At 68.7% G+C, this 11682-nt stretch carries 12 protein-coding genes; 3 read left to right on the top strand and 9 right to left on the bottom strand.

The window, feature by feature from the left end; translation table 11 throughout:
• Positions 1–51: 51 nt before the first annotated feature.
• Together VGN58_RS17450 and VGN58_RS17445 are read left to right on the top strand one after the other, a co-directional pair.
• The gene (locus VGN58_RS17450; protein WP_327484437.1) at positions 52–1221 is read left to right on the top strand and encodes a class I SAM-dependent rRNA methyltransferase; all 1170 of its coding nucleotides are present in this window, start codon (positions 52–54) and stop codon (positions 1219–1221) included.
• Positions 1222–1223: 2 nt separating this feature from the next.
• A complete protein-coding gene (locus tag VGN58_RS17445) occupies positions 1224–1910 on the top strand; it encodes a DUF1080 domain-containing protein (protein WP_327484436.1) in 687 nt (228 codons plus the stop codon).
• A 154-nt stretch (positions 1911–2064) separates the two neighbouring features.
• Here the strand turns inward: VGN58_RS17445 and fabV are convergent, their stop codons facing one another.
• The 3 genes from fabV to VGN58_RS17430 all read right to left on the bottom strand — a co-directional run bounded on the left by fabV (position 2065) and on the right by VGN58_RS17430 (position 5681).
• Positions 2065–3282: an enoyl-ACP reductase FabV gene (fabV, locus tag VGN58_RS17440; protein WP_327484435.1), complete on the bottom strand. Its 1218-nt coding sequence runs from the start codon at positions 3280–3282 to the stop codon at positions 2065–2067.
• 166 nt (positions 3283–3448) lie between these two features.
• Positions 3449–4882 carry an amino acid permease gene (locus VGN58_RS17435; protein ID WP_327484434.1) on the bottom strand — a complete coding sequence of 478 codons (1434 nt, stop codon included), beginning with the start codon at positions 4880–4882 and terminating at the stop codon, positions 3449–3451.
• A gap of 160 nt (positions 4883–5042) precedes the next feature.
• A complete protein-coding gene (locus VGN58_RS17430) occupies positions 5043–5681 on the bottom strand; it encodes a suppressor of fused domain protein (protein WP_327484433.1) in 639 nt (212 codons plus the stop codon).
• A 217-nt stretch (positions 5682–5898) separates the two neighbouring features.
• Here VGN58_RS17430 and rmuC point away from each other — a divergent pair, with 217 nt between their 5' ends.
• Positions 5899–7194 (top strand): DNA recombination protein RmuC, encoded by a 1296-nt coding sequence (gene rmuC / locus VGN58_RS17425; protein WP_414710832.1) that lies wholly within the window; start codon positions 5899–5901, stop codon positions 7192–7194.
• A 204-nt stretch (positions 7195–7398) separates the two neighbouring features.
• Here the strand turns inward: rmuC and VGN58_RS17420 are convergent, their stop codons facing one another.
• The 6 genes from VGN58_RS17420 to VGN58_RS17395 form a co-directional block, all read right to left on the bottom strand.
• Positions 7399–8409, bottom strand: a complete 1011-nt coding sequence (locus VGN58_RS17420) for a VacJ family lipoprotein (RefSeq protein WP_327484431.1) — start codon at positions 8407–8409, stop codon at positions 7399–7401.
• Between the two features lie 29 nt (positions 8410–8438).
• The gene (locus VGN58_RS17415; RefSeq protein ID WP_327484430.1) at positions 8439–8741 is read right to left on the bottom strand and encodes an STAS domain-containing protein; all 303 of its coding nucleotides are present in this window, start codon (positions 8739–8741) and stop codon (positions 8439–8441) included.
• The gene (locus tag VGN58_RS17410; protein WP_327484692.1) at positions 8725–9384 is read right to left on the bottom strand and encodes an ABC transporter substrate-binding protein; all 660 of its coding nucleotides are present in this window, start codon (positions 9382–9384) and stop codon (positions 8725–8727) included. The genes VGN58_RS17415 and VGN58_RS17410 overlap by 17 nt, the downstream gene beginning before the upstream one ends.
• 8 nt (positions 9385–9392) lie before the next feature.
• Complete coding sequence (gene mlaD, locus VGN58_RS17405; RefSeq protein ID WP_327484429.1) at positions 9393–9935, bottom strand: outer membrane lipid asymmetry maintenance protein MlaD; 543 nt, start codon at positions 9933–9935, stop codon at positions 9393–9395.
• 3 nt (positions 9936–9938) lie between these two features.
• The gene (locus tag VGN58_RS17400; protein ID WP_327484691.1) at positions 9939–10691 is read right to left on the bottom strand and encodes an MlaE family lipid ABC transporter permease subunit; all 753 of its coding nucleotides are present in this window, start codon (positions 10689–10691) and stop codon (positions 9939–9941) included.
• 85 nt (positions 10692–10776) lie between these two features.
• A complete protein-coding gene (locus tag VGN58_RS17395) occupies positions 10777–11565 on the bottom strand; it encodes an ABC transporter ATP-binding protein (RefSeq protein WP_327484428.1) in 789 nt (262 codons plus the stop codon).
• Positions 11566–11682: the final 117 nt, after the last annotated feature.

Raw genomic sequence — 11682 nt, 5'->3', positions numbered from 1 at the left:
ATTCTCCGGGCAGCGCCCGGCCGGGTCAACCGGGCAGGTAAAATGCCGTTCATGAACACGCCCAACCCGACCGTACGCCTGAAGAACGCCTGGCGTTCCAGCCACCCGTGGATCTTCCAGAAGCTGGTCGAGAAGCCCGCCGCCAAACCCAAGCCGGGCACGGTGGTCGAGGTCGTCGGCGTGGACGGCGAGTGGATAGGCCGCGGCTTCTACAACGGCCATTCGCGCATCGCCGTGCGCATCCTGGAGACCCACCCCGATATTCCGGTGGACGCCGGCTGGTTCTCGCGCAGGATCGCCGACGCCGTGTCGCTGCGCCGCGACGTGCTGAAACTGGACGCCGTCAGCGACGCCTGGCGTGTCGTGCATGCCGAAGGCGACGGCCTGTCCGGCCTGGTCGTGGACCGCTACGGCGACCTGATCGTGGTCGAGTTCTTCGCCGCCGGCATGTTCCGCCACCGCGAATGGATCTACCAGGCGCTGCGCGAGCAGTTCCCCGGCTGCCGCTTCCACAGCTTCGCCGACGAGCACGTGCAGAAGCAGGAGAGCTTCGAGTTCCACGGCAACACCACCACCGAAGCGGCCGTCATCACCGAGTACGGCGTGAAGTTCCGTGCCGATCCGGCCGGGGCGCACAAGACCGGGTTCTTCGCCGACCAGCGCGAGAACCGCCAGTGGCTCAGCCAGCAGGTCGAAGGCAAGACCGTGCTGGACCTGTGCTGCAACACCGGCGGCTTCGCGGTGTACGCCGCGGCGCGCGGTGCGTCCGAGGTCATCGGCGTGGACATCGACCAGGACGTCATCCAGATCGCCAAGGGCAACGCCAAGCTCAACAACGCGCGGCCGAAGTTCGTGCAGGCCGACATCTTCCCGTACCTGCGCGACGCGGCGAACCGCGGCGAGCAGTACGACGTGGTGATCCTCGATCCGGCCAAGATGACGCGCGACCGCGAACAGGTGATCGCCGCGCTGAAGAAGTACCTCGACATGAACAAGCTGGCGCTGGGCGTGGTGAAGCCCGGTGGCCTGTTCGCCACGTTCTCGTGCACCGGCCTCGTGAGCGAGGAGCAGTTCCTCGACATGCTGCGCCGCGCCGCCTACTTCTCCGGTCGCACCATCCAGATCCTCAAGGTCGCCGGCGCCGGTCCCGACCATCCCTTCATGGCGCACGTGCAGGAATCGCGCTACCTGAAGGCGGTGTTCTGCCGCGTGCTGGACTGAGTATGGACGCACGCGGCGTGTGGATCGTCCCGGTCCTGCTCGCCGCGCTGCTGGCCGGCTGCGCGTCCACGCCGGCCGCGCCCTGGCAATCGCTCGTCGACGCATCGCAATGGCGCAGTGTCGGCGACGCCACGCTGGATCCACGCTGGCAGGTCCGCGACGGCGAACTCGTGCTCACTGAAGCCGGTGGCGGCGACATCCTCAGCGTCGGCACCTACGGCGACTTCGAACTGGAATGGGAATGGCGCCTGCCGGCCGGCGGCAACAGCGGGCTGTTCTATCGCGCGGTCGATGCGATGCCGGTATGGGCGCGCGCCGTGGAGTACCAGTTGCTCGATGACCGCGGGGCCGAAGACCGCTTCGTGCCCAGCCATCGCGCCGGCGCCGTCTACGATCTGGTGGTGCCGGCACGCGATGTGCTGCGGCCGATCGACCGGTACAACCACGCGCGCATCGTCGCCTGCGGTCCGCGCGTGGAGCATTGGCTCAATGGCGAGCGCGTCGCGGTGTACGACGCGGACAGCGAGGACTGGAAGCGGCGCGTGGCCGCCAGCAAGTTCGCCGGACAGGCGGAGTTCGCGAAGGCACGCCGCGGGCATCTCGCGCTGCAGGACCATGGCAATGCCGTGCATATCCGTGGCATGCGCATCCGCGCGCTGGGTCCCGATTGCAAGCCAACTTCACTGTAGGAGCGACGTCAGTCGCGACCGCGCACTGACAGGTATGGATGGCGCCGGATGATGCATTCGACGCCCATCGTCTGTTTGATGAGATGCCTGCTGTCAGACCGTGCGGTCGCGACTGACGTCGCTCCTACAGTGGCCGGCCAGACCGGCCGGGAGCTCACCCCTCCGGCGACAACTCGATGCAGTCGAACCGCACGTCCGGATCCACGTCGGCGTCGTAGTCCACGTCGCTGCGCTCGAAGCCGAACAGCTTCAGGAACTCGTGCTTGTAGTTGGCGTAGTCGGTCAGCTGGAACAGGTTCTCGGTGGTCACCTGTGGCCACAGTGCCTTCGCCTTCTCCTGCACCTCGGGCTTCAGTTCCCAGTCGTCCAGGCGCAGGCGGTTCTCGTCGTCGGTCTCGGCCGGCGCGCCGTCCGCGCGGTACATGCGGTCGCGGAACAGGCGGTCGAGCTGCTCGATGGTGCCCTCGTGCAGGCCCAGTTCCTTCATCACCTTGAAGACGATGCTGATGTACAGCGGCATCACCGGGATCGCCGAGCTGGCCTGCGTCACCACCGACTTCAGCACGGCGACATTGGCGGTGCCGCCGGTCTTCTTCAGGCGCGCATCCAGCCGTTGCGCGGTCTGGTCCAGGTCGACCTTCGCACGGCCCAGCGCACCGTGCCAGTAGATCGGCCAGGTGATGTCGGTGCCGATGTAGCTGAAGGCCACCGTGCGCGCGCCGTCGGCCAGCACGCCGGCCTTCTCCAGCGCATCGATCCACAGTTCCCAGTCCTGGCCGCCCATCACCGTCACCGTGTCCTCGATCTCCTGCTCGGTGGCCGGTTCGATGGTCGCGTGGGTGATGACGTCCTTGTTGGTGTCGACTGCGGTCGAGGTGTACGGCGCGCCGATCGGCTTCAGCGCCGAGCGCTTCACTTCGCCGGTGGACGGCAGCTTGCGCACCGGCGAAGCCAGCGAGTACACGACCAGGTCGACCTGGCCACCCATTTCCGTCCTGATCAGCTCGATGACCTTGGCGCGCGCCTCGTCGGAGAACGCATCGCCGTTGATCGAGCGGCTGTACAGGCCGGCGTCCTTCGCGAACTTGTCGAACGCGGCCGAGTTGTACCAGCCGGCGGTGCCGGCCTTCTTCTCGCTGCCGGGCTTCTCGAAGAACACGCCCAGCGTGTCCGCACCGAACCCGAACGCCGCGCTGATACGCGCGGCCAGGCCGTAGCCGCTGGACGCGCCGATCACCAACACCTTCTTCGGCCCGTCGCTGCGCACGCCCTGCGCGCGCGTCGCGGCGATCTGGTCACGCACGTTGAGCTCGCAGCCGAGCGGATGGGTGGTGGTGCAGATGAAGCCGCGGACTTTGGGATGGATGATCAACGTGGTAACCCGGGGGATGGAATGCCTGCGCGGCATCTTAGTGCCGCCGGCGCCGGGAATGAAGCGTCCGCAATGCAGACGCAGGCGTATGGACGCTGCGTGCGCTGCACGCACGACTCGGGATCTTCACTCGATCCGGGTCGTGCGCATGGCGCACGCTACGCGGTCATGCGCTGTCCTTGGCGAGCATGCTGTTGCGCCGGCTGTAGGCCAGGTAGACGACGATGCCGACCACGTTCCAGATGAGGAACCACAGCTGCGTGCGATGCGGCAGGCTCCAGAACAGGTACAGGCAGCCGAGGATCGCGACCGGGCCCACCACCCACGCCAGCGGCGTGCGGAACACGCGCGGGCGGTTCGGTTCGCGCGTGCGCAGCACCAGCAGGCACACGCCGACCGCGACGAACGCGGCGAGCGTGCCGGCATTGGCGAGCGCGGCGATTTCGTCCAGCCGCGCAACGCCGGCCAGCGCCGCGACCAATACCGCGGTGAACACCGTGATCGCCACCGGCGTGCCGGTGCGCGGATTGACCTTCGACAGACTGCGCGGCAGCAGGCCGTCGCGCGACATCACGAAGAAGATGCGGCTCTGGCCGTAGAAGAACGCCAGCAGCACGGTCGGCAGCGCGACGATCGCCACGATGCCGATCACCAGCGCGGCGGTGCCGTGGCCGAGTTCGCGCATGATCAGCGCTAGCGGCTCGGCGCTCTGGCCGAACACCGTGTAGCTCAGCGCGCCGACCGCGGCGACGGCCACCAGCAGGTAGATCAGCGTGCAGCCGACCATCGAGCCGATGATGCCGATGGACAGGTCGCGGCCGGGGTTCTTGGTTTCCTCGGCTGCGGTGGAGATCGCATCGAAGCCGTAGAACGCGAAGAAGATGATCGCCGCCGCCGCCATCACGCCCCGCTCCACGCCGTCGGGCCCGATCGACTTCGGGAAGCCGTACGGCATGAACGGCTGCAGGTTGTCCGGATTGAACGCCGGCAGCGCGACGGCGATGAACACCGCCAGCGCGATCAGCTTGAACACCACCAGGATGGCGTTGAGCGTGGCGCTCTCGCGCGTGCCTGCGATCAGCAGGCCGGCGACGGCGAAGGTGATGACGATGGCCGGCAGGTTGATCACGCCGCCGGCGTGCGGGCCGGCCGACAGTGCGGCGGGCAGGGTGACGTTCCAGCCGAAGTTCTGCTGCACCCATTCGAGGAAGCCGACGAAGTAGCCGGACCAGCCCACCGCCACCGTGCTGACCACCAGCGAATACTCCAGGATCAGGCTCCAGCCGACGATCCAGGCAATGGATTCGCCCAGCACGCCGTAGCTGTACGTATAGGCGCTGCCGGCGGCCGGCATCATCGTCGACAGCTCGGCATAGGCCAGCGCCGCGCAGGCGCAGACCACGCCGGCGACGACGAACGAGATCAGCACGGCGGGTCCGGCCTTCTCGGCCCCCACGCCGATCAGCGTGTAGATGCCCGTGCCGACGATGGCCCCGATGCCCAGGGCGACCAGGTGAGGCCAGCTCAGCGTGGGCACCAGGCGCCGGCCCTCTTCGTGCTCGGTGATCCGGTCGATGGATTTGCGCCGTAGCCAGGTCATGGAAACTCCTCGGGATGCGTCAACGGGACAGCGCGCGGGCGATGCGCCTGCGCAGTCGAAAGGGAAATGAGGCGCGGCATGCCGCCCGCGACCGCCCGCAGCCTAAGCGGCCCGGGACGGCGCTGGCAATCGGCGGCGCACCACGCCGTGGCGGCGCGGCTCAGAGATACGAGCGTCGTGAGGGATCGAACACCGGCGGATAGCGATGCACGTCCAGCAGGTCCAGGAACACGTCCAGGCCTTCGTCCGAGCGGACCAGGTCGTACTCCGCATCCGACAGCAGGTGCACCACCAGCGCCTCCACGCCGTGGCCGTGCAGGTGCAGGTTGTCGAACAGGTGCCGGTCGCTGGCCAACGCGGGCGGCAGCAGCAGGAAGGTCGAGAACGGCGAGCCGTCCAGCGGCGGTGCAGGCAGCGGCACGGTATGCCCATAGCCCAGCCAGCTGCCTTCGGCGAACGGCAGCTTCGCCAGCCAGCGCAGCCGCTCGATGAAGGCCGGCTGCGGCTCGCGCACGTACCAGAACAGCTCGCGTGCGGCCGACTCGTCGCCGTCGTAGCGGGCCGGCAGCGTCATCAGCCGGTCGCTCATGCCGCAGGTCGCCAGCATGTAGCCGGGCCGGTCGTCGTCGGGGAAGCGGCGCGCATAGACATGGATGTCGACGCGGTGGCGGCGGTCGTCGTCGCGGTCGATGCGTTCGGGTTCGCCCAGGGCCTCGCGCAGCGCGGCGACCCGCGCGGCCGCGAACGCGGGCAGCGGATCGGGCGTGGCACCCATCAGCGTACGGAGGCGGTGCAGCATGCCGGCTTTCCCCAGGCGGTCAGTGCGTCGCGACTGTGCGGTGAGCGGGAACAGGGGGTCAACACGCGTTTCCGCATCCGTGACGCCGAGCCCGCTTGCATTGCGAGGCCGTTCGCGTCGCTCCCGCCTCAGGTCGTGAGACGCCAGCGGCTACACTGTCGGCATGGATTCCCAGACCCTGCTCGTGCTCCTCCTGATCCTCGTGGCCATCGCCGTCGTGCTGCTGGCGGTGCTGGTGCTGCGCCGCCCCGAGGCGCGCATCGGCGACCTGCTGGAACGCGCGCTGCGCGACGAGCAGCGCGAAGGCCGCAGCGAGCTGCGCGAGCAGCTGGAAGGGCTGTCGCGCGCGCAGGAACTCCGTATCGACGGCTTCGCCCGCAACCTGTCCGACCTGAGCACGCGCACCGACCAGCGCCTCGACGTGCTGCGCGATACCCTGACCGAAGACGCGCGCAAGGGCCGCCTCGACGCGTCCGAGTCGCAGCAGCGCTTCGCCGACACGCTGGGCCAGCGGCTCAACGAACTGACCCAGCGCAACGAGCAGCGCATCGGCGAGATGCGGGCCACGCTGGAGGATCGCCTGAAGGAGCTGCAGGCCGACAACGCGCAGAAACTGGAGCAGATGCGCGCGACGGTGGACGAGAAACTGCAGGCCACGCTGACGCAGCGGCTCGATGCCTCGTTCTCGCTGGTGTCGGAGCGATTGGAGGCGGTCCAGCGCGGCCTGGGTGAAATGCAGCAGCTCGCCACTGGTGTCGGCGACCTCAAGCGGGTACTGAGCAACGTCAAGGATCGCGGCGGCTGGGGCGAAGTGCAGCTGGAGAACCTGCTGGAGCAGGTACTGACGGCCGAGCAGTTTGCGCGCAGCGTGAAGGTGCGTCCGGACAGCAACGAAGCCGTGGATTTCGCCATCCGCCTGCCGGGACGCCAGGAGGGCGAGGTACCGGTGTGGCTGCCGATCGATGCCAAGTTTCCGCGCGAGGACTACGAGCGCCTGCTGGATGCCCAGGAACGCGGCGATGCCGACGCGATGCGCACGGCCGCCACCCAGCTGGAGCGGGCGATCAAGGTGCAGGCCAAGTCGATCAACGAGAAATACGTGGTGCCGCCGTACACCACCGACTTCGCGGTGCTGTTCCTTGCCACGGAAGGGCTCTATGCAGAGGCCATCCGCCGTCCCGGACTGGTCGATGCGCTGCAGCGCGACCATCGCATCGTCATCGCCGGCCCGACCACGCTGGCGGCCTTGCTCAACAGTCTGCAGATGGGCTTCCGCACCCTGGCCATCGAGAAGCGCTCCAGCGAGGTGCGCGTACTGCTCGGCGCGGTGAAGACCGAGTTCGGCAAGTTCGCCACCGTGCTGGAGAAGGCCAACAGCCAGCTGGACACGGTGCAGAACAGCATCAAGCAGGCCGGCGTCCGCACGCGCGCGATCGAGCGCCAGCTGCGCGGTGTCGAAGCGTTGCCGGGTGAGGAGAGCCAGAAGCTGCTGGGCGGCGACGAGGCGGAGTGAGCGAGGAATCGTGGGAGCGACGTGAGTCGCGACGGCAGGTCCGGGCCAATCGCGTGTCCATTCACGAGGAGGGAGACGCGTGGCGTCGGGCGTCCGGTCGACATCGGATGGTCTGACACGTCGATCGCGACTCACGTCGCTCCCACGACAGACAAAAAAACGGCGCCGGGAGGCGCCGTTTCCATTCACCGCGACCTGCCGACCTCAACCGCCGCCGCTGATCTCCGGCATCGGCATGGCATCGACCGGGACGGTCGGGTCGTTTTCGTCGTCCTGCAGGTATTCCGGCAGTTCCTCGTCAAGTTGCTGCTGGGTGCGATGGCTTTCGATCTGGTAATTGCGGCGCTGCAGCCAGGAGTCGCGGACCAGCGCGTAATCGTCCACCGCGCCTTCGCGCAGGCTGTCCAGCGACAGCAGTTGCGCCCGGGTGTCCACCAGGTTCAGGCCCTGCAGGAAGATGCGCGTCTTGTCGTCCTCGATCTTGCTGACCGGACTGAGCGGCATGTCGCCGGCCAGGCCGAGCACGTCGCGCACCGTGCGCGGGCCGAAGAACGGCAGTTCCACGTAGCGCGACCGCTTCCAGCCCCAGGTGCCCAGCGTCTGGCCGAAGTCCTCGCTGCGGCGCTTCATCTTCAGGTCGCTGGCGGGATCGAAGATGCCGCCGATGCCGACCGTCGAATTCAGCAGGAAGCGGCCGAGCGTTTGCGTGGCGTCGCGAGGGCGGCCCTGCAGCAGCTGGTTCACCATCGTCAGAGGCTGGCGCAGGTTGTCGAAGAAGTTGCCCACCCCCAGCCGTACCGGGCGCGGCACCGCCGCCACGTAGGCGCGGGCGAGCGGACGGGCAACGGCGCGGTCCACCGCATTGTTGAAGCGGTGCACCTTGCGGTTGAACTTCTCCCACGGATCGTAGGATTCCGGCCCCTGCACGGGTGCGGGCAGGGTCGGATCGGCGACCGGGTCGTAGGCGCCCTGGCCATAGATCGCGGCGAAGTCGTCCTCGCCTTCCGACGTGGCGGCGACATCGGCCGACGGCGCGGGCGCATCGATGCTGGCGGGGTCGATCGGCGGCTCGGGCGGCAACGGAGCGGCCGCCGTCGCGGTGCTGTCGATCACCACCGCATCGGCCGGTGTGGCCGTCGAGGGGTTGGGTGCCGACGCACAGGCGGTCGCCATTGCGGCCAGCAGGACCACGGTACTGAGGCGGAACAGAGTCATCCTGATTCCTGGAAACGGCGGGGGTGGGGTTACGCCGGGAAGTCCAGTTCCGGCGAAAGGCGATACGCGGCCTGGAGATCGGCCAGGCCAGCGGGCTGGCCTTCGAAACGCGGGGTCGTGCCGCCGGCGCGCAGGCGCGCGGCCAGCTCCGCCAACAGTGCCAGCCCGGCGCTGTCGACGGTAGTGACGTTGGTCAGGACAATGCGTTGCACGCCGGCCAGCTGCGCCGAGGCCTGCGGCCACAGCGCGGCGGCGGCGCCGCGGTCGAGTGCGCCCGTGAACACGAGCGCCTCGCCGTCGCGGCGGAGACCGGCGTCAGTTGCCGCCGGCACTGCCGTTGACCTGCAGCCGGCCGGACTTCAGGTCCGCCGCCACCTGGGCGATGGACTTCTGCCGCAGCGGCGTGTCGAACTGGGTCTTGAACGTCTGCACGAAGGACACGCCTTCCGGCAGCACGTCGAACACCTTCCACTGGCCGCCCACGTTGCGCGCGTAGAAGGTGATCGGGGTGACGGTCTGGTCGGCCTGCACGAACTCGGTGTCGACCTTCACGCCACGGCCGCCCGGCAGCGGGGCCTCGGACTTCACGCGCACCTTCAGGCGGGCGTTGAAGTCGGCCAGCCGGGCACCGTACGCCGACAGCAGGCGCTCGGTCAGGGCCTGGCCGAACAGCTTCACGTCGGCATCGGAGGCGCCGCGGCCATGCACGCCCAGCACCAGGCGGGCGGCGTAATCGCCGTCGAACAGGGTGTTGAACTCGCTGGTGACGAACTGGCGCAGCGCGGCCGGGTTCGACTTGAACTCGGCCCGGCGCTGGTCGAGCGTGGTCAGGATGCGCGTGCTGCTGGCCAGCACGACCTGGCTGGCGGTGTTCTGCCTGGCGGCGGCCGGGGCGGTGGTCTGCGCCGACGCGACGACCGGCGCGCTGGCCAGCAGCGCGGCCGACAGCACGACGGACAGGAAGGAAGGCTTGATCGGGTTCTTCATGGCGTGGGTTCTTCCGTAACGGGGGGAGCGGCGGTCTCGCCGCTGGCCGGGGTCTCCCCGGAGCCTGCACCGGCATTGTTGGCGCCGCCGCTGAACATGTACTTGCCGGCCAGCTGCAGCAGGTCCACGGCGGGCTGGGTGAAGGCGATCTCCTCGCCCGGCTTCAGCACCTCCGGATCGCCCCCCGGCGACAGGCCGACGTAGTTCTCGCCGAGCAGGCCGCTGGTGAAGATGCCGGCGGCGGTGTCGGCCGGCAGGTCCTTGTACCGGCTGTCGATGGACAGCGTGACCAGCGAGTCGAACTTGACCGGGTCCAGCCGGATGTCGGCCACCTGGCCGATCACCACGCCACCGATCTTCACCGGCGCCTGCTTGCGCAGCTGGCCCAGGTTGGAGAAGCGCGCGGTCAGCTCGTAGCTGCCGCCGCCCACGCCGAAACGCTTGTTGGTGGACGCCAGCGCCAGCACCAGCAGCGAGGCCAGGGCCAGCAGCAGGAAGGCGCCGACGGCGAACTCAAGACGGGGTCCACGGACGGACATGGCTCAGCTCCTGAACAGCAATGCAGACATGACGAAATTGAACATCAGCACCAGCAGCGAGGCGTTCACCACCGCGCGGGTGGTGGCCACCGAGGTGCCCTCGATGGTCGGCTCGGCGTGGAAGCCCACGTAGGCGGCGACCAGCGCGGCGGTGCCGCCGAACACGGCCGACTTCAGCAGCGCCACGCCGAAGTCGTCCCAGAAGTCCACGCTGTTCTGCAGCGCCGACCAGAACGTGCCGTTGTCGAGGCCCAGCACGTGCACGGCCTCGAAGTAGCTGGCACTGATCGCCAGCGAGCAGAAGAAGCCGGTCAGCAGCGGCACCGTCAGCACCGCCGCCCAGAAGCGCGGCGCCACGGCCTTGGCGACCGGATCGATGGCCATCAGCTCCAGCGCCTTGATCTGGTCGGTGGCGCGCATCAGGCCCAGCTCGGCGGCGATGGAGCTGCCGGCGCGGCCGATGAACAGCAGCGCCGTCAGCACCGGGCCGAGTTCGCGGTACAGCGACAGCCCCAGCAGCGTGGACAGCGCATCGCTGGCGCCGAACGTGGTCAGCGTGCGGTAGCCCTGCAGCGTCAGCACCAGGCCCACGAACGCGCCGCCCACCGCGATGATCGGCAGCGAACGCCCGCCGATCTTGTAGATCTCGCGGGTCAGCTCGGCCAGGAAGTCGCGGGTCGGCACCGACGCGCGGAACACCGACAGCGAGAACAGTCCGGCCCGGCCCAGCGAACGGATGGCGGCGACGAAGGGCATCAGGACGGATCCCCGCATGCAGCGTTCTGCCCCTCCCCCGCTTCGCGAGGGAGGGTGCGCATCGGGAGCGCTTCGACATTTCCCATCAGGCCACCTCCGCCCGCTTCACCGCATCGAACGCGATCGGCCCATCCGGCTCGCCGCGCAGGAACTGCTTCACCAGCGGATCCGGGGAGCTCTCCAGTTCCGCCGGCGTGCCGGAGAACACCAGCCCGCCGTTGGCGATGACGACGGCCTGGTCGGCGATCGGCAGCGTCTCGTGCACGTGATGGGTGACGATGATGCTGGTCAACCCGAGCGTGTCGTTGAGGCGCTGGATCAGGCTCATGATCACGCCCGAGGCGATCGGGTCCAGCCCGGTCAGCGGCTCGTCGTAGATCATCAGCGGCGGGTCCAGCGCCAGCGCGCGGGCCAGCGCCACGCGGCGGGCCATGCCGCCGGACAGTTCGCGCGGATAGGCGTCCGCGGCGGCGCGCAGGCCGACCGCATTCAACTTGAAGTCCACCAGCCGGCGGATCAGTGCGTCCGGCAGCTTGGTGTGCGTGCGCAGCGGCAGCGCGACGTTCTCGGCCACCGTCAGGTCGGTCAGCAGGCCATTGCCCTGCAGCAGCACGCCGATGCCCTTGCGCATCTCCAGCAGCGCGCGGCTGCGGTGCGGTACCGGCTGGCCGAAGACCTCCACCGTGCCCGCCGCCGGCGGCAACTCGCCGGTCAGCGCGGCCAGCATCGTCGACTTGCCGCTGCCGGACGGGCCGAGCACGGCGGCGATGCTGCCGCGCGGCACGCTCAGGTCGATGCCGCGCAGGATCGTGCGGCCGCCGCGATCGAGGCGGAGTCCGGACAGGTGCACGGCAGGGGCGTCGGCAGGCGTCATGGCGTCTTCGGCGGACCGGCAAGGGAGTTAACGGAAAAACAACGGCGTAGCTTCACGACCCGCGGCTGAACATAAACCGTACCGCGCAGTTCGATTATTGCGGTATCGACCGGCGAT

The organism is Pseudoxanthomonas sp. (genome assembly GCF_035999195.1).
In the GTDB taxonomy this organism is placed as follows: domain Bacteria; phylum Pseudomonadota; class Gammaproteobacteria; order Xanthomonadales; family Xanthomonadaceae; genus Pseudoxanthomonas_A.
Note: the sequence above shows the minus strand (reverse complement) of the source record. Positions and strands in the feature narration are given on the sequence as shown.